Origin of the sequence: Bradyrhizobium sp. 930_D9_N1_4 (genome assembly GCF_052076015.1) — a bacterium.
Lineage (GTDB): Bacteria > Pseudomonadota > Alphaproteobacteria > Rhizobiales > Xanthobacteraceae > Bradyrhizobium.
The window spans coordinates 2,288,867-2,306,674 of sequence record NZ_CP197236.1; the positions used below are offsets into that span (position 1 = coordinate 2,288,867).

General features: G+C 64.5%; 17 protein-coding genes. 11 read left to right on the forward strand and 6 right to left on the reverse strand.

Annotation, left to right across the window (positions count from 1 at the left end; all coding sequences use genetic code 11):
- Window positions 1-66 precede the first annotated feature (66 nt).
- Together AB7532_RS10665 and AB7532_RS10670 are read right to left on the reverse strand one after the other, a co-directional pair.
- Window positions 67-708, reverse strand: a complete 642-nt coding sequence (locus AB7532_RS10665; protein WP_441234747.1) for a suppressor of fused domain protein — start codon at window positions 706-708, stop codon at window positions 67-69.
- A 164-nt stretch (window positions 709-872) separates the two neighbouring features.
- Complete coding sequence (locus tag AB7532_RS10670) at window positions 873-1,946, reverse strand: malate/lactate/ureidoglycolate dehydrogenase (protein WP_441234748.1); 1,074 nt, start codon at window positions 1,944-1,946, stop codon at window positions 873-875.
- A gap of 135 nt (window positions 1,947-2,081) precedes the next feature.
- Here AB7532_RS10670 and AB7532_RS10675 point away from each other — a divergent pair, with 135 nt between their 5' ends.
- Window positions 2,082-3,035, forward strand: coding sequence for an IS481 family transposase (locus tag AB7532_RS10675; protein ID WP_441232939.1), 954 nt, complete (start codon window positions 2,082-2,084; stop codon window positions 3,033-3,035).
- Between the two features lie 96 nt (window positions 3,036-3,131).
- On the opposite strand, the gene AB7532_RS10680 is transcribed toward AB7532_RS10675, so the two are convergent.
- From AB7532_RS10680 to AB7532_RS10690, 3 genes are read right to left on the reverse strand one after another with little or no spacing between them, the layout of a single operon-like run.
- Window positions 3,132-4,043: an NAD(P)-dependent oxidoreductase gene (locus tag AB7532_RS10680; RefSeq protein WP_441234749.1), complete on the reverse strand. Its 912-nt coding sequence runs from the start codon at window positions 4,041-4,043 to the stop codon at window positions 3,132-3,134.
- Window positions 4,044-4,055: 12 nt separating this feature from the next.
- Entirely contained in the window at window positions 4,056-5,306 is a 1,251-nt protein-coding gene (locus tag AB7532_RS10685; protein ID WP_441234750.1) for a Zn-dependent hydrolase, read from the reverse strand.
- Window positions 5,307-5,338: 32 nt separating this feature from the next.
- Window positions 5,339-6,256: a LysR family transcriptional regulator gene (locus AB7532_RS10690; protein WP_441234751.1), complete on the reverse strand. Its 918-nt coding sequence runs from the start codon at window positions 6,254-6,256 to the stop codon at window positions 5,339-5,341.
- A gap of 119 nt (window positions 6,257-6,375) precedes the next feature.
- On the opposite strand from AB7532_RS10690, the gene AB7532_RS10695 reads away from it, so the two are divergent.
- The 6 genes from AB7532_RS10695 (at window position 6,376) to AB7532_RS10720 (ending at window position 11,969) form a co-directional block, all read left to right on the forward strand.
- Window positions 6,376-7,191: a putative hydro-lyase gene (locus AB7532_RS10695; RefSeq protein ID WP_441234752.1), complete on the forward strand. Its 816-nt coding sequence runs from the start codon at window positions 6,376-6,378 to the stop codon at window positions 7,189-7,191.
- An 89-nt stretch (window positions 7,192-7,280) separates the two neighbouring features.
- Entirely contained in the window at window positions 7,281-8,525 is a 1,245-nt protein-coding gene (locus tag AB7532_RS10700) for an ABC transporter substrate-binding protein (RefSeq protein WP_441234753.1), read from the forward strand.
- A gap of 166 nt (window positions 8,526-8,691) precedes the next feature.
- Window positions 8,692-9,570 (forward strand): branched-chain amino acid ABC transporter permease, encoded by an 879-nt coding sequence (locus tag AB7532_RS10705; RefSeq protein WP_441234754.1) that lies wholly within the window; start codon window positions 8,692-8,694, stop codon window positions 9,568-9,570.
- Window positions 9,570-10,553 carry a branched-chain amino acid ABC transporter permease gene (locus tag AB7532_RS10710; protein WP_441234755.1) on the forward strand — a complete coding sequence of 328 codons (984 nt, stop codon included), beginning with the start codon at window positions 9,570-9,572 and terminating at the stop codon, window positions 10,551-10,553. Before AB7532_RS10705 ends, AB7532_RS10710 begins: the two co-directional genes overlap by 1 nt.
- Window positions 10,550-11,281 (forward strand): ABC transporter ATP-binding protein, encoded by a 732-nt coding sequence (locus AB7532_RS10715; RefSeq protein ID WP_441234756.1) that lies wholly within the window; start codon window positions 10,550-10,552, stop codon window positions 11,279-11,281. Before AB7532_RS10710 ends, AB7532_RS10715 begins: the two co-directional genes overlap by 4 nt.
- A complete protein-coding gene (locus AB7532_RS10720) occupies window positions 11,265-11,969 on the forward strand; it encodes an ABC transporter ATP-binding protein (protein ID WP_441234757.1) in 705 nt (234 codons plus the stop codon). The genes AB7532_RS10715 and AB7532_RS10720 overlap by 17 nt, the downstream gene beginning before the upstream one ends.
- A gap of 161 nt (window positions 11,970-12,130) precedes the next feature.
- Here AB7532_RS10720 and otnC read toward each other — a convergent pair whose 3' ends face one another.
- Window positions 12,131-12,817 carry a 3-oxo-tetronate 4-phosphate decarboxylase gene (otnC, locus tag AB7532_RS10725; protein WP_441234758.1) on the reverse strand — a complete coding sequence of 229 codons (687 nt, stop codon included), beginning with the start codon at window positions 12,815-12,817 and terminating at the stop codon, window positions 12,131-12,133.
- Window positions 12,818-12,931: 114 nt separating this feature from the next.
- Here otnC and ltnD point away from each other — a divergent pair, with 114 nt between their 5' ends.
- The 4 genes from ltnD (at window position 12,932) to AB7532_RS10745 (ending at window position 17,784) form a co-directional block, all read left to right on the forward strand.
- Window positions 12,932-13,849, forward strand: coding sequence for an L-threonate dehydrogenase (gene ltnD / locus AB7532_RS10730; RefSeq protein WP_441234759.1), 918 nt, complete (start codon window positions 12,932-12,934; stop codon window positions 13,847-13,849).
- A gap of 17 nt (window positions 13,850-13,866) precedes the next feature.
- Window positions 13,867-14,649, forward strand: a complete 783-nt coding sequence (otnI, locus tag AB7532_RS10735; RefSeq protein WP_441234760.1) for a 2-oxo-tetronate isomerase — start codon at window positions 13,867-13,869, stop codon at window positions 14,647-14,649.
- Window positions 14,646-15,923 carry a 3-oxo-tetronate kinase gene (otnK, locus tag AB7532_RS10740; RefSeq protein ID WP_441234761.1) on the forward strand — a complete coding sequence of 426 codons (1,278 nt, stop codon included), beginning with the start codon at window positions 14,646-14,648 and terminating at the stop codon, window positions 15,921-15,923. Before otnI ends, otnK begins: the two co-directional genes overlap by 4 nt.
- 169 nt (window positions 15,924-16,092) lie before the next feature.
- On the forward strand, window positions 16,093-17,784 hold the full coding sequence (locus AB7532_RS10745; protein WP_441234762.1) for a methyl-accepting chemotaxis protein: 1,692 nt from the start codon (window positions 16,093-16,095) through the stop codon (window positions 17,782-17,784).
- Window positions 17,785-17,808: the final 24 nt, after the last annotated feature.

The window sequence follows — 17,808 nt, forward strand, 5'->3', positions numbered from 1 at the left end:
GCAGAGACAGAAGAGGTGGGTTACGCCAAGCAGACGCGCTTCGCGCATCCGCTCAGCTAACCCACCCTACACGTACGATTTCCGCGCCGGATCGAAGATCGGCGGATAATCGTTCTCGTCGAGAAGATCGAGAAACGGATCGAGCCCCCTGGACTTGATCAGGGCGAGCTCCTGATGCGAGATCAGGTTCACCGTCAGGATCTCGACCGGATCGCCCGCGATCTCGAGCGCCTCGGCGATTTGCTTGTCCGGGCCGATGACCGGCGTGAGAAACAGGAACGTCTCGAACTCCGTTCCCGCGACCGGCGGCCACGGCATCGCCACCCGATGGCCGAAACCGAACCAGGTCGTGTCGATGAACGGCAGCTTGGCGAGCCAGCGCAGATTGTCGCGGATCTCCGGCGTCGGTTCGCGGACGTACCACATCAGTTCGGCGCGCGACTTCGCGTCTCCGTGGACGCCCGGCATCCGCTGCTCGCTCATGCCGTTGGTAAGAAGGACATAGCCTTCGTCAGAGCCTTCGTCGCATACCGGCACGAAGTCGCGGCCGAAGGCATGGATATCGATACGGCGCTCCGCGCCGTCCTTGAAGCTGTATTCGGGCTCGCCCAGCTCGTTTTCATAGATGGCAAGCCGTTGCTGGTAGAGGTCGGCCGCATCTGACGGGCCGTTCGAGCGGGACATGAACTTTGCGAGACGGGAGAGCATGCGTACCTCGGGGGCGGATGTGAGCCGGGATATCCGCGTTGTCGCAAGACAACGGGAGCCGGTTCAAATCCGTCCCACGGATGCGGAGACGTTTCGCCGTAGTCCAGATCTTTGCGCAATTGTGCACAAGGACGGGACCACGCGAGCGAGAAGCCTCGTCTCGATCAGCTCACGATCTTCTCGATCGCGGCCTGGTCCAGCCCGAACTTCTTCCCGGCCTCGATAATCTCCTGCCATGTGGTCGGATCGACTGGAATGCCTTCGGCGAGGCGCTTCTTCCTGGTCTCGCGCTCGGGCTCGCCGGCGATCTTCACCTTGTCGACGCCGGGGGCGGGCGGCGAGCCGGTGTGCCAGGCGACAAAGCTCTCGACTTCGCGTGCCAGGTTCTCGCCGGTGCCGAGCTTGTCCGGATCGATGATGATCGAGAGCATGCCGTTGAGGACGTTGTGCTTGCCGTCAGACGGGCCCTTGACCGCCTGCCCGCCGGAGAGCGCGCCGCCGAGGATTTCGCAGACCAGCGCGAGCCCCGAACCCTTGTGCTCGCCGAACGGCAGGATGGCGCCGTGCGGCGGGATCACGGTGTAGCGCGGATTGACGGTGGGCTTGCCTTCATTGTCGATGATGGTGCCGGGCTCCAGCTCGACGCCCTTGTTGTGGGCGACGCGGGTCTTGCCCTGCGCGATCCTGCTGGTGGCGAAGTCGAGCACGATCGGGTCCTTGCCCCTGCGCGGGATGCCGACGCAGAACGGGTTGGTGCCGTGGCGCCCATCGCTGCCGCCCCAGGGCGCCACGATCGGGCGGGAGATCACGTTGACGAAGTGGATCGAGACCAGTCCGTGGTCGATGCACTGCTCGGCCCAGTGGCCGATGCGGCCGATGTGGTGCGAGTTGGAAAGACCGACGAGGCACACGCCGTTGCGCTTGGCGCGCTCTGCCGCCAGCTCCATCGCTTCATGGCCGATCACCTGGCCATAGCCGGTGAGGCCGTCGAGGGTGAGAAGCGGACCGGTGTCGAGCACGATCTTGACGTGCTGGTTCACGGCGAGGCCGCCATTGGTGACGCTCTGGACGTAGCGCGGGATCATGCCGACGCCGTGCGAGTCATGTCCCTTGAGATTGGCCTCGACGAGATTGGTGGACACAAGCTCGGCTTCGCGGTCCGTAGACCCGCCCGCCTTGACGATGGCGCGGATGGCGTTGGTGAGCGGCTCTGCCTTGATGGTGCGATAGTCGGCCATTGTTCTTGCTCTTGTCCCTTTACGATGTGACGGGGATGTAGGGTGGGTTAGCTTTGGTCTCTCAGGAGGTTGTCCATCTGGTCTGAACCGAGGAAGCTGAGGTTGCGAAGCTTCAGTATTCCAAGGAAAGACCAGATGAACGTCCACAAGAATGCGCCTTTGACGCCCAAAGGTCGAGAGGCGATGGTGCGCAGCGTCGTCGAGGGCGGGCTGAGCCCAGCCGACGCGGCCCACCAGTTCAACACGACAGCGAAGACCGTTGCCAAATGGGTCAAGCGGTTCCGCGCGGAGGGTGTCGAAGGGTTGCGGGATCGCTCCTCGAGGCCTCTTTCATCGCCAAGCCAAACCCCGCCAGCCACGCGCGCCGCCGTCGAGACGTTGCGCCGGCAGCGCCACACCGGCAAGCAGATCGCAGCCGAGGTTAAGGTGTCGCCGGCCACTGTCAGCCGCATCCTTCGTCACTTGGGATTAAGCCGGATACGCGATCTGGAGCCCGCCGAACCGGTGCGCAGGTACGAACGCGAGCAGCCCGGCGAACTCATCCATATCGACATCAAGAAGCTCGGCAGGTTCGTCAGACCAGGCCACCGCATCACACACGATCGCCAGATGGGCGAAAGCCGTGGCGCCGGCCACGAGTTCGTCCACGTTGCCATCGACGATGCATCGCGCCTGGCCTTCTCCCAGATCCGGCAAGATCAAAAAAAGGAGAGCGCCATCGCCTTCCTCAAGGAGGCCGTCACCTACTACCGCAGCCTCGGCATGAAGGTCACCGGCATCATGACCGACAACGGCTCCTGCTACCGCGCCAAGGCCTTTGCCAGAGCGTGCAGCAAGCTCGGCCTCAAGCACATCTTCACCAGGCCCTACAGACCGCAAACAAACGGCAAGGCCGAGCGCTTCATCCAGACAGTGCTCCGTGAGTGGGCTTATGCTCGGGCCTACGACACCTCAGATCAGCGCGCCAAAAACCTGCCAATCTGGCTTCATCACTACAACTGGCATCGCCCGCACGGCAGTCTGCAAGCCAAACCACCCATCAGCCGCCTCGGCCTACCGATGGACGACCTCCTGAGATTCCACAGTTAGCCGAAGGCGTAACCCACCACTTTTGTCTCCGTGGAAACCAAAGAGGTGGGTTACGCCGAGCAGATGCGCTTCGCGCATCTGCTCGGCGTACCCACCCTACGAATTAACGATCCGGCGGCAGTGGATCCACGCCGCTTCAATCAGGTTCTCGCTGGCCTCCGGCGTGCGGAAGGCCGAATGCGCCGACAGCGTCACGTTCGGAATCTTCGTCAGCGGATGATCGCCGGGCAGGGGTTCGATGTTGAAGACGTCGAGGCCGGCATGGCGGATGTGGCCCGATTTCAGTGCATCGATCATCGCGGCCTCGTCCACGACTGCGGCGCGGGCAGTGTTGATCAGGATGACGCCGGGCTTCATCGCAAAAATCTTCTCGCGCGTGATCATGCCGCGCGTCTCGTCGTTGAGCAGCAGATGCAGCGACACGACGTCGCTCTTCGCCAGCACCGTGTCGAGATCGACAAATTCGACGCCCGGATGGCTCTTCGGCGAGCGATTCCAGGCGATCACCTTCATGCCGCTGCCCGACGCGATGCGCGCGACTTCGGCTGCGATGCCGCCGAAGCCGATCAGGCCGAGCGTCTTGCCGGTGAGCTGCATCCCGTCCTCGCGCAGCCAGCTCCCGGCGCGCATCTCGCGGTCCATCATCGCGATGACGCGGGCCGAGGCCCACATCAGCGCGATCGCGGATTCGGCGACCGCCGTGTCGCCATAGCCCTTGATCAGGTGCACGGAGATGCCGAGTTCGGCGAGCTCCTCCGGATTCATGTAACTGCGCGCGCCGGTGCCGAGGAACACGACGTGCTTCAGCCCTGCGCACTTCCTGGCGACCTCGGTCGGCAGTGCGGTGTGGTCGACGATGGCGATCTCGGCGCCGTCGAGGATTTCAGGATATTGCTCGGGCTTGATATCGGGATCCCGGTGGATCCGCACCTTGGGATCCCCGGGCTTCTCCAGCCGCTCCATGATCACGGCGAGGGCTTCGTTGGCGTCGACGAAAACTCCGCGCATGGCTCTCTCCGATCAGGAAGCAACGCCGGCGATCGCCAGCACGGTGTGCATGAGAACATTGGTGCCCGCGGCGCAGTCCGGCTGCGTGGCGTCCTCCAGCTCGTTGTGGCTGATGCCGTCCTTGCAGGGCACGAACACCATCGCCGCCGGCATCACCGTATTGAGATTGCAGGCGTCGTGGCCGGCGCCGGACGTGATGCGGCGCGAGGAATAGCCGAGCGTGTTCGCCGCATTCTCGACCGCCGCGATCAGCTTGGGATCGAAATGCGTCGGCGGCTTGCGCCAGACCAGGTCGATCTTGACCTCGACCTTGCGGCGGGCGGCGATCTCGGCAATGGCGGCGCGCAGATCGCGGTCGAGCGCATCCATGATGTCGCCATCGGCGCTGCGGCAATCCATGGTGAAGGCGATCTCGCCGGGAATGACGTTGCGCGAGGGATTTGCGATCACGGCTTCGCCGATGGTGCCGACCGCCTTGGGTCCGTGCTTCTTCGCGATGGCTTCCATCGCCAGCACGATCTCGGAGAGCGTCGCCAGCGCATCGCGCCGCAGAGGCATCGGGGTCGAGCCCGCATGGCTCTCGAAGCCGGAAATCTTGCCGTCGTACCACAGCACGCCCTGGCCGGAATCGACCACGCCGATGGTCTTGCCTTCGGCTTCGAGGATCGGACCCTGCTCGATGTGCAGCTCGACGAAGCAGCCGAGCTTCTGGGAGCCGACCGGCTTGTCGCCGCGATAGCCGATGCTGTCGAGCGCCTGGCCGACGGTTGTGCCCTCGATATCCTTGCGCGACAGAATGTCGTCGGTGGTGAAATCGCCGACATAGGCCGCAGACGCCATCATCGCCGGTGCGAAGCGCGAGCCTTCCTCGTTGGTCCAGTTGACGACGCAGATCGGCGCCTCGGTCTCGATGCCGGCGTCGTTCAGCGTGCGGATCACTTCCAGCGCGCCGAGCGTGCCCAGGATGCCATCGTACTTGCCGCCGGTCGGTTGCGTATCGAGATGCGAGCCGATGCCGACGGGCAGCTTCGACATGTCGCGGCCCTTCCGCAGGCCGAACTGCGAGCCGAGGGCATCGGTATGCACTTCGAGGCCGGCTTTCTCACAGGCATCGCGGAACCAGTCGCGCACCTGCTTGTCTTCGCTGCTCAGTGTCAGCCGGCGCACACCGCCTTTGGCCGTCGCGCCGAATTGCGCGGTCTCGTGGATCGAGCCCCAAAGGCGGGCGGAATCGATTTGCAGATTGGTGGCGGCTCGGCTCATGCGGTCGTTCTCTCGATTATCCGGCGCCTTTTTCAATGGCCTGCCAGCGCGGGCGCGTCAACCGCGAGGCTGCTCTGCGCAATCTGCCGTGCGAGCTCGGCGACGCGCTCGATGGCCACGACGTCGGGCGAGGCGAGCCAGCTCGCCGTGAATGTGAGGGGCGTGATGGCGAGCTCGGTGTCGAGCAATTGCAGCCGCCCGTCGGCGAGTTCGTTCTCGACGATGGCGTCGGGGATCACGGCGATACCAAGCCCTTCGACCGCCATGTGGATCACGGTCGCAAGCGACGCGGAGGCGTGCAGCCGGATCGGCGGCAATTCCGGCCGATCGAACACCTCGCGCACGACCTCGTAGGGCTTGGTCTTGCGCGGGAAGGTGATGATCGGAAACCGCGCCAGCTCGGCCAGCGTCACCGGGCCCTTCCCGAGGCCGAGCGCAGGGCTCGCGAGGAAGCCGATCGGATAATCCGCGAGCACGCGATTGTGGACGCCGGAGGCCGACAGCGGTCCCACCACGAACGCCAGCTCGATCTCCTGCGCGAGCAGGCGCGCGGTGAGGTTCGGCGTGATGTCGACCTCGATCTCCAGCGACAGGTTCGGATAAACCTCGTTCATGCTTTTCACCAGCCGCGGCAGCCACGTGTGCACGATGGTTTCGGCGACGCCGAGCCGCATCACCCCGCGCATGGCCGAGCGGTCGCCGACCTCGGCCATCATCTGCGCGCGCAGGCCGATCAGCTTCTCGGCATAGACCATCATCTGCCGCCCGCTCGGCGTTGGCGACGCGACGCGGTGGTCGCGGTTCAGCAGCTTCACGCCCATCTCGCGCTCGAGCTGGGCGATGCGCTGGGAGATGGCTGGTTGGGTGGTATTGAGCCGAGCTGCGGCGCCGCGAAAGCTGCCGAGCTTCACAACCCAGAGGAAAGTCTCGATCGACCTGAAGTCCAGCATTGGAAGGATTTCCTCGATCGATAAGCCAAATTTATCGATATCGATTAGAAAGGACGATTAGACTTTATAGCATGCTTGGTGTTGGCTGTCTTTGTCGAGTTTATAGGCAGGTCGATCACATGACTGTTTTGGTGGCAGCGCAGCAAACTGAAACACCCGACACCCTCCCAAGCCGCCAGGCCCGGCTCGCTTACCGCGGCGGCCAGGTCGGCTCCACCGCCGGCGTGGCCCCGGGCTTCGTCCAGGGTAATCTGGCGATACTGCCGGCCGAATACGCCAGCGCCTTTCACCGCTTCTGCCAGCTCAATCCCAAACCGTGCCCGATCATCGGCATGTCCGATGTCGGCAGTCCGCACATCCCGGCGCTCGGCGCCGATCTCGACATCCGCACCGACGTGCCGCGCTACCGCGTCTGGCGCGACGGCGAGGTGGTGGACGAACCGACCGATGTGACCAAGCATTGGCGCGACGATCTCGTCACCTTCGTGCTCGGCTGCTCGTTCTCGTTCGAAGAGGCGCTGCTGGACGAGGGCATGCCGATCCGCCACATCGAGCAGGATGTACGGGTGCCGATGTACCGCACCAACATCGCCTGCGGCGAGTCGGGTCCGTTCGCAGGTCCGATGGTGGTGTCGATGCGCCCGTTCAAGCCGGCCGATGCGATCCGCGCGGTGCAGATCACCTCGCGTTATCCGGCCGTGCACGGCGCGCCCGTGCATCTCGGTCATCCGCATCTGATCGGCATCAAGGACATTTCCAAGCCGGACTATGGTGATCCCGTACCCGTCGCCGACGACGAGATTCCGGTGTTCTGGGCCTGCGGCGTGACGCCGCAATCGGTGATCAACGCCGCGAAACTCCCGTTCGCGATCACGCATTCGCCCGGCCTGATGCTGGTGACGGATCTGAAGAACAGGACCATGGCCGTGATTTAGTAGGCAGCTTCTGCTGCTTCTTCGGGCTTTACCGCATCCATCAATCACTTCATTCGATCAGCCGAAATTCCGTAACAGAGGACTTTGCCATGACGATCTCTCGCCGCGACGTGCTGCTTGGTGCCACCGCCACTGCCGCGCTGGTGCCGCTCGCTGCACGCGCCCAGACCTCGGAAGTCGTGATCGGCGTCATCTATCCGTTCTCAGGCGGCAGTGCCCAGCAGGGCGTCGACGCGCAGAAGGCCTACGAGACCGCGCTCGAGGTCATCAACAAGGACACCGATTTCGATCTGCCGCTGGCCAAGGGCGAGGGCCTGCCGGGCCTCGGCGGCGCCAAGGTGCGTCTCGTGTTCGCCGACCACCAGGCCGACCCGCAGAAGGGGCGCGCCGAAGCCGAGCGCCTGATCACGCAGGAGAAGGTCTCCGCCGTCATCGGCACCTACCAGAGCGCGGTCGCGGTCACCGTCAGCCAGATCTGCGAACGCTACCAGATCCCGTTCGTGTCCGCCGACAACTCCTCGCCGAGCCTGCATCGCCGCGGCCTCAAATATTATTTCCGCGCCGCCCCGCACGACGAAATGTACTCGGCCGCGATGTTCGACTTCTTCGACGCGATGAAGAAGAAGGGCACCAAGATCGAGACGCTGTCGCTGTTCCACGAAGACACCATTTTCGGCACCGACTCCGGCAACGCCCAGGCCAAGATCGCCGGCGAGCGCGGCTACAAGATCGTCACCGACATCAAGTACCGCGCCAACTCGCCCTCGCTCTCGGCCGAAGTGCAGCAGCTCAAGAGCGCCAATGCCGACGTGCTGATGCCCTCGAGCTACACCACCGACGGCATTCTGCTGGTCAAGACCATGGCCGAGCTCGGCTACAAGCCGAACGCGATCGTGGCGCAGGACGCCGGCTTCTCCGAGAAGGCGCTCTATGACGCCGTCGGCGACAAGCTCGAAGGCGTGATCTCGCGCGGCACCTTCTCGCTCGACCTCGCGCAGAAGCGCCCGATGGTCGGCAAGATCAACGACATGTTCAAGGCACGCTCGGGCAAGGACTTCAACGATCTCACCTCGCGCCAGTTCATGGGCCTGATCATCCTTGCGGACGCCATCAACCGCGCCAAGTCGGCCGACGGCGAGAAGATTCGCGACGCGCTGGCCGCGACCGACATCCCGGGCGAGCAGACCATCATGCCCTGGAAGCGCGTCAAGTTCGACGAGATGGGCCAGAACAACGACGCCGACCCGGTTCTGCTGCAATATATCGGCGGCAAGTTCGTCACCATTTTCCCGCCCCAGGCCGCGATCGCGGAAGCGACCTGGCCGATGAAGTAGGCGCTGCGGGGGCAGCGGAGCAAATCGAGATCGTCGCGCGAGCCTCGTCATTGCGAGGAGCGAAGCGACGAAGCAATCCAGACTATTGCCGCGGAGGCATTCTGGATTGCTTCGCTTCGCTCGCAATGACGGAGCAAATGATGACGTTTCGAACGGGGGACTAGAGTTGACAGCCCAAGCCATTATCCAGAGTCTCGCGAGCGGCCTGCTCATGGGCCTGCTCTACGGACTGATCGCCGTCGGCCTCGCGCTGATCTTCGGCCTGATGGACGTCACGAACTTCGCCCATGGCGAGTTCCTGATGATCGCGATGTACCTGTCCTTCTTCCTGTTCGCCTTCTTCGCGATCGACCCCTTGCTGTCGGCGCCATTGGTCGCCGCGGCGCTGTTCGTGTTCGGAGCGGTCATCTATCTCTTGATTGTGCGCTTCGCCATGCGGGCCAAGGCCAATGCCGGCATGGTGCAGATCTTCTCCACCTTCGGCCTGGCCATCGTGATGCGCGGCCTCGCGCAGTACTTCTTCACGCCTGATTATCGCAGCATTCCGCAATCCTGGCTCGGTGGCAAAACCATCTCGATTGCCGGCATCTTCCTGCCGGAGCCGCAACTGGTCGGCGCGCTGGTCTCGATTCTCGCCTTTGCCGGCCTCTATTTCTTCATCCACCGCACCGACTTTGGCCGCGCGCTGGAAGCCACCCGTGAAGATCCCGGGGCGGTTGCACTCGTCGGCATCGACAAGAACCGCGTGTTCGCGTTCGGCTGGGGCCTCGGCGCCGCGCTGGTCGGTCTTGCCGGTGCGATCATGGCGAGCTTCTTCTACATCTATCCTGATGTCGGCGCGTCGTTTGCGCTGATCGCCTATGTCACCGTGGCCCTCGGCGGCTTCGGCAGCGTGTTCGGGGCGTTCGCCGGCGGCATCATCGTCGGTCTCGTCGAAGCCACCACCGCGCTGGTGTTGCCGCCGTCGCTGAAATCGGTCGGTATCTACGCGGTCTATCTGCTCGTCGTCTTCATCCGGCCGCGCGGCCTGTTCGGATCGATCTGATGGACAAGGATTTTGTAGCGCGGCGCCGCCGCGACCTCATCATCGCCGCGGTGCTCACGGTGATTGCCGCGCTTACGCCGTTGTTCGTGAAGGACGTCGTCGTCCAGAACATCCTCATCCTGACGCTGATGTATGCGGGGCTGTCACAGAGCTGGAACATCCTGTCCGGCTATTGCGGGCAGATCTCACTCGGGCACGCGCTGTATTTCGGCCTGGGTGCCTACACCACCGAGCTGCTGTTCATGAAGTTCGGCGTGCTGCCCTGGTTCGGCATGCTGGCGGGTGGCGTGGTGTCCGCGCTGATCGCCATGGGACTCGGCTATCCCTTCTTCCGCCTGCGCGGCCATTACTTCGTGATCGCAACCATCGTCATCGCCGAAATCGGCCTGCTTCTGTTCCATAACTGGGAGTGGGCCGGCGCCGCGATGGGCATCACCATTCCGGTCCGCGGCGACAGCTGGCTGAAATTTCAGTTCCTCCGTACCAAACTGCCGTACTTCTATTTCGCGCTGGCGCTCTGCTGCCTCGCCTGGTTCGTCACCTGGTGGCTGGAAAACTCCAAATGGGGCTTCTGGTGGCGCGCGGTGAAGGACAATCCGGAAGCGGCCGAAAGCCTCGGCGTCGTCGTGTTCAATTCCAAGATGGGCGCAGCCGCCGTCTCAGCCTTCCTGGTCGCGGTGGGCGGCAGCTTCTACGCCCAGTTCGTCTCCTACATCGATCCCGAAAGCGTCATGGGCTTCCAGTTTTCGCTGTTGATGGCACTGCCGGCCGTGCTCGGCGGCATCGGCACCCTTTGGGGGCCGGTGCTCGGCGCCGCCATTCTGATCCCGCTGACCGAGCTGACGCGCTTCAAGTTCGGCGGCTCGGGACGCGGCGTCGATCTCATCGTCTACGGCACGCTCATCGTCCTGATCTCACTGGCCCTGCCGCGCGGGTTGTTGAGCCTGTTTTCACGCCCGAAGAAGACGGGAGCCGCACGATGACCGCGCTCCTTGAAACCCGCGGCGTCTGGCAGCGGTTCGGCGGCCTCGTCGCCAACAGCGACGTCTCGATCTCGGTCGGCCGCGGCGAGATCGTCGGCCTGATCGGCCCCAACGGCGCCGGCAAGTCGACGCTGTTCAACCTCATCGCCGGCGTGCTGCCGCCGACGCAGGGATCGATCTGGTTCGACGGCGAGGATGTCACCCATCTGCCGGCAGCGGTGCGCTGCCAGCGCGGCGTCGGTCGCACCTTCCAGGTGGTCAAGAGTTTCGAGACCATGACCGTCATCGACAATGTCATCGTCGGCGCCCTCGTGCGCAACACCGTGATGCGGGAAGCCCGCCGCAAGGCGCATGAGGTGCTGGAATTCACCGGCCTTGCCCCGCGTGCCAACGTGCTCGCGAGCGATCTCGTGCCGGCCGAGAAGCGCCGTCTCGAAGTCGCACGTGCGCTCGCGACCGAACCCAAGCTGCTGCTGCTCGACGAAGTCCTCACCGGCCTGACGCCGACCGAGGCGCAGACGGGTGTCGCGCTCGTACGCAAGGTACGTGACGCCGGCATCACCGTGCTGATGGTCGAGCATGTCATGGAGATCGTGATGCCGCTGGTCGACCGCGCCATCGTGCTCGACCTCGGCAAGGTCCTGGTCGAGGGCAAGCCCTCCGACGTCGTCCGCGATCCCAAGGTGATCAAGGCATATCTGGGAGATCGTCATGCTGTCGGTGCATGAAGTCACGACCGCCTATCAGGGCCTGGTTGCGATCTCCGCGGTCTCGATCGAGGTCCAGAAGGGCGAGATCGTCTGCGTCGCCGGCGCCAACGGTGCGGGCAAGTCGACGCTGCTGAAATCCATCGCCGGTGCCGAGCGTCCGCGGTCGGGCACCGTGACGTTCGACGGCAAGCGCCTCGACGGCATGGCGCAACATCACATCACGGCCACCGGCATCGCCTATGTGCCGGAGAATCGCCGACTGTTCCCGCGCCTGTCGGTGCGCGACAATCTCCGCCTCGGCAGCTATCTCTATCGCGGCGAGGCGAACCGCGAAGAACCGCTCGATCTCGTCTTCAAGCTGTTCCCGCGCCTGTCCGAACGCCTCGATCAGCGCGCCGAGACGCTCTCCGGCGGCGAACAGCAGATGCTCGCCATCGGCCGCGCGCTGATGACGCGCCCGCGTCTCCTGATGCTGGACGAGCCCTCGCAGGGCATCATGCCGAAACTGGTCGACGAGATTTTTCAGGCGGTGAAGCTCATCCGAGACTCCGGCATGACCGTCTTGATCGTCGAGCAGCGCATGGCCGAGTGCCTCGAGATCGCCGACCGTGCCTACATCCTGCAAACCGGCCGCGTGCTGATGCAGGGCCCGGCGGCCGAGATCAGGGGCAATCCGGACGTCCGCAAGGCGTATCTGGGGCTGTAGTTACTACACGATCGGTGTCATCGCCCGCGAAGGCGGGCGATCCAGTATTCCAGAGACATCAGTTGGCTACGGAGAAGCCGCGGCGTACTGGATTCCCCGCCTTCGCGGGGAATGACAGCGGTGGGTGAGGCGGCGTTAATCCGTCCATGACAGTACGGGCACTAATGCTCGTGCCCATGCTCCGGCAGTGTCACCCCGAACACCTTCACCAGATCCGTCACCTGTTCCGGCGAAAGATAGCGCGGGTTCATCCCGCGCAGCAGCAGGTACAGCTTCGCCGTCTCCTCCAGCTCCTCGGTCGCGAATACCGCCGCTTCCAGCGTATCGCCGGCAACCACCGGGCCGTGATTGGCGAGCAGCACGGATGAGTATTTCCCCGCCAGTCCCTTGATCGCATCGGCGACCGCGGGATCGCCGGGGCGGTAATAGGGCACGAGCGCGGTGGCGCCGCATTTCATCAGATAATAGGCCGTCATCGGCGGCAGCGCGGCGCGCGGGTCGATCTCGGGCAGCATCGAGAGCGCGACCGAATGGGTGGAGTGCAGATGCACGATCGCGCGCGCGCTTCCGCGCGTGTCGTAGAGCGCGGTGTGCAGCGGAACCTCCTTGGTCGGCGCATCGCCCGACACCAGCCGGCCCTGATCGTCCAGCCGCGACAGCTTTGCGGGATCGAGGAAACCGAGCGAGGCGTTGGTCGGCGTCACCAGCCAGCCACCGCCATCCAGCCGGACGCTGATATTGCCGGAGGAGCCCGGCGTCAGCCCGCGCTCGAACAGGGACCGTCCGAACCGGCAGATATCCTCGCGCAGCCGGGTCTCGTTGCGCGTTTCAGTTCTCATGGCCGTCATGTCCGCTTGTCTCACGCTTTGGCAGCGCGGCCAAGCCGTGTTATTCGGTTCAGCGAGCCGCCGCAAAGGCGGCCCCTCGGGAAACGTTTGCAAGGTTAGTTGAAGGGTTAGTGCATGGCCGCCTCCAATTCACAACATCAGCGCATCGCCGTCATTGGACTCGGCTCGATGGGATACGGCATGGCGACCTCGCTGAAGCGCGCCGGCCATTCTGTCACCGGTTGCGACGTTTCGGCCGATGCGGTGGCGCGCTTTGTGAAGGACGGCGGCGCGGGCGCCAAGACGCCGTCTGAGGCGGCCAAGGGCGCGGATATCGTCGTCAGCGTCGTCGTCAATGCGGCCCAGACCGAGACCATCCTGTTCGGCAAGGACGGCGTCGCCGAGACCTTGCCGAAGGATAGCGTCTTTCTGTCGTCGGCCACGATGGACCCCGACGTGGCGCGGCGCCTCGCCAAGCAATTGGAGGCGACCGGCCGGCATTATCTGGATGCGCCGATCTCCGGCGGCGCGCAGCGCGCAGCCCAGGGTGAGCTGACGATCCTTGCCTCCGGCAGTCCGGCTGCGTTTGCAAAAGCGCGCCCGGCACTCGATGCCATGGCGGCAAAGCTCTACGAGCTCGGCGATGCCGCAGGGCAGGGCGCCGCCTTCAAGATGATCAACCAGTTGCTGGCCGGCGTGCATATCGCCGCGGCCAGCGAAGCGATCGCGTTCGCGGCCAAGCAGGGCCTCGACATCCGCAAGGTCTACGAGGTTATCACGGCCTCCGCCGGCAATTCCTGGATGTTCGAGAACCGCATGCCGCACGTGCTCGACGGCGACTACACGCCGCGCAGTGCGGTCGAGATCTTCGTCAAGGATCTCGGCATCATCCAGGACATGGCGCGCAGCGCCAGATTCCCGGTGCCGGTCTCGGCCGCAGCGCTGCAGATGTTTTTGATGACATCAGCCGCCGGCATGGGCCGCGACGACGACGCCTCGGTGGCGCGCATGTATGCGCAGGTCACCGGCGTCAAACTTCCCGGCGACAAGTAGAGCTCAGAGGATTTCCAATGCCCCGTTTCGCCGCCAACCTCTCGATGATGTTCACCGAGGTGCCGTTCCTCGACCGCTTCGATGCCGCCGCGCAAGCGGGCTTCACCGCCGTCGAGTTCCTGTTTCCCTATGAGCATCCGGCCGAGGCGATCGGCGAGCGGCTCAAGCGCAACGGCCTGACGCAAGCGCTGTTCAACCTGCCGCCGGGCGATTGGAATGCCGGCGAGAAAGGCTTTGCGGCGCTCCCCTCGCGCTTCAATGAGCTCAAGACGAGCCTGGAGACGGCGCTGCCTTACGCCAAGGCGACCGGCGTCAAGCGCCTGCACCTGATGGCCGGCATCGCCAATCGCGGCGAGCGCGTCGCGATCGAGGCGTTCTACAAATCGGTGGCATGGGCCGCGGAGTTCTTCGCGCCGCACGGCATCGACATCGTGCTCGAGCCGATCAACGCGCGCAACGTGCCCGGCTACTTCCTCAACGATTTCGGCTTCGCGCGCGACCTGATCCAGGAGCTGAGGCTTGCGAACCTGAAGCTTCAATTCGACATTTATCACTGCGGAATCATCCACGGCGACGTCACCATGCGCCTGCGCGAGATGATGCCGATCGTCGGCCACATCCAGATCGCCAGCATTCCCTCGCGCAACGAGCCCGACGGCGAGGAGCTGAACTATCCGTTCCTGTTCGAAGAGCTCGACCGGCTCGGCTATGCCGGCTTCGTGGGCTGCGAATACAATCCGCGCGGCAAGACCACCGATGGCCTTGCCTGGTTCAGGCCTTATGCCGGAGTGAAGCCGTGACGCTCGCGCTGGGTTGCATCGCCGACGACTACACCGGCGCCTCGGATCTTGCCAACACGCTGACCCGCGCGGGCCTGCGCACCGTGCAGACCATCGGCATACCTGCCGATGATCTGGCGTTGCCCGAGGTCGATGCCGTCGTGGTGTCGCTGAAGAGCCGTTCGATCGAGGCGGGGCTCGCGGTATCGCGCTCGCGTGCGGCGGAGAAATGGCTCCGCAGTCGCGGTGCGGGCCATGTGTTGTTCAAGATCTGCTCGACCTTCGATTCCACCGATGCCGGCAACATCGGCCCGGTGATGGACGCACTGCGCGTCGATGGCAGCGACGGTGCCGTTTTGGTGACGCCTGCTTTCCCGGAGACCGGCCGCACCGTCTACCAGGGCAACCTCTTCGTCGGCGCGGTGCCGCTGAACGAGAGCCCGCTGAAGGACCATCCGCTCAATCCGATGCGCGATTCCAACCTCGTGCGGGTGCTGGCGCGCCAGAGCAAGACGCAGGTGGGCCTCGTGGATCTCGCGACCGTCACCCGCGGCGCGGAGGCCGTACGGGCTCGGCTGGCCGATCTCGCGGGCAAGGGCATCGGCGCCGCCATCATCGACGCCGTGTTCGACCGCGATCTCGAGACCATCGGCCTCGTCGCCGCTCAGCATCGGCTGTCGGTCGGTGCCTCCGGCATCGGCCTCGGGCTGGCGCGGGCGCTGGTCTCGACCGGCAAGGTCAAGTCGGCCGCCGGCACCGGCGGGTGGGATTCCGCCGTCGGCGGACCGGCGGCTTGCCTCGCCGGAAGTTGCTCACAGGCAACCCTTCAGCAGATCGCCAATGCCGAACGCGTCATGCCGGTGCTCCATCTCGATCAGGACCGTATTCTTACGGGAGCGGACGAGGTGCAGCGCGCGATCGCCTGGGCGAAGCCGAGACTTGCTGACGGTCCGGTCCTGATTGCGTCGAGCGCGACGCCGGATCAGGTGGCCGCCTTGCAGGCGCGTCACGGCCGCGATGCGGCCGGTCACGCGATCGAGCAGGCGATGGCCGACATTGCGGAAAACCTAGTGAAATCAGGTGTTCGGCGGCTGGTCGTGGCCGGCGGCGAGACCTCCGGCGCGGTCGTCGACCGCCTCGGGATTCCCGGTTTTCTCGTGGGTGCGGAGATCGCTGCCGGCGTCCCGGTGCTGCGCGCGGTGGGCGCTGAAGCCGGCGACATGCTGCTCGCGCTGAAGTCCGGCAACTTCGGTGGCCCCGCGTTTTTTGCCGATGCGCTTGGGCTCATGCGCTGAGCGCAGGGCGTTTTTAGTCCCTCATTCACTTCTTTAAGGTTCCGTACTCGTACGGAGTCGTAGTTAACATTCGCACAGGTGCTCTCGTGTTGGATGTCGGTGCTGCTCCCTTTGGTTGATTCGTAAAACTTCAGGCGGCGCCGCCGCGCCAGCACAAAGAGACACGATTATGCTCGCCACCGTTTCCATCCGCGCCAAAATCATCAGTGTCGTGGCGTTCCTGCTGGTCGCAATGACCGGCATGGGCCTGCTCGCCGTCATGAAGATGCGGTCGATGAACGCCAACACCTCCGAGATCACCACAAGCTGGCTGCCCAGTGTGCGGGTGCTTGGCGAACTCCGGGCCAGCGTCATCACCTATCGCAACGTGGTGCGCCAGCACATGCTCTCCGAGACCGTCGAGGAGAAGCTCGCCAACGAGAAGACTGCCGGCACCGTGCTGGAGGCGCTTGCCAAGTCCCGCAAGGCCTACGAGCCGATGATCACCTCGCCCGAGGAGCGAAAGCTTTACAACGATTGGTCCAAGCTCTGGGACGATTACAAGAAGGGCACCGAAGAGGTTTTCGCCCTGTCGCGCAAGGAGGCCGGAAAGGTCCCGCATGACGCCCAGGAGCTGAACAGCAAGACGGTCAACAAGATCGGCCTTGCGGCGGACGAGGTCCTGACCAAGGACATCGAGCTCAACACCAAGGGTGGCGACCAGGCTGCCGCGGACGCCGCCGACAGCTACTACTACGCCTTCATGCTGGTCTCGATCATCCTCGGCGCTGCCGTCATCATCGGCATCGGCGTCAGCTTCTATCTGGTCCAGGACGTCTCCGCCGGCATCAACTCGATCATCCAGCCGATGCAGGCGCTGGGCAAGGGCGACCTCTCCGCCGAGGTCCCGCATCGCGGCGAGAAGACCGAGATCGGCGCCATGGCCGACGTGCTCCAGATCTTCAAGGAAGCGCTGATCGCCAAGAAGGCCGCTGACGAAGCTGCCGCGGCCGATGCCGAAGCCAAGATCGAGCGCGGCCGCCGCGTCGACGGCATCACCCGCGATTTCGAAACCATGATCGGCGAGATCGTCCAGACCGTGTCCTCGGCCTCGACCCAGCTCGAAGCCTCCGCCTCGACGTTGACCTCGACAGCCGACCGCTCCCAGCGGCTGGCGACCACCGTTGCCGGTGCTTCGGAGGAAGCCTCGACCAACGTGCAGTCGGTGGCCTCGGCGACCGAGGAGATGGCCTCGTCGGTGGGCGAGATCAGCCGTCAGGTGCAGGAATCGGCCCGTATGGCAGGCGATGCCGTCGGCCAGGCCCGTGCCACCACCGAGCGCGTCAGCGAGCTCTCCAAGGCGGCATCCCGCATCGGCGATGTCGTCGAGCTGATCAACACGATTGCCGGCCAGACCAACCTGCTGGCGCTGAACGCCACCATCGAGGCGGCGCGTGCCGGTGAAGCCGGCCGCGGCTTCGCGGTGGTCGCCTCCGAGGTGAAGGCGCTCGCCGAGCAGACCGCGAAAGCGACCGGCGAGATTGGCCAGCAGATCTCCGGCATCCAGGCGGCGACCAACGATTCGGTCGGCGCCATCAAGGAGATCTCTTCGACCATCGAGCGTCTGTCGGAAATTTCCTCCGCCATTGCTGCGGCGGTGGAAGAGCAGGGCGCAGCGACCCAGGAAATCGCCCGCAACGTGCAGCAGGCCGCCCAGGGTACCCAGCAGGTGTCCTCCAATATCACCGACGTGCAGCGTGGCGCGACCGAGACCGGCACGGCCTCCTCGCAGGTGCTGTCGGCAGCGCAGATGCTGTCGAACGACTCCAACCGTCTTCAGACCGAGGTCAGCAAGTTCCTGACCAACGTTCGCGCGGCCTGAGCGGGAAGCGCCAGCGGTTTTGAA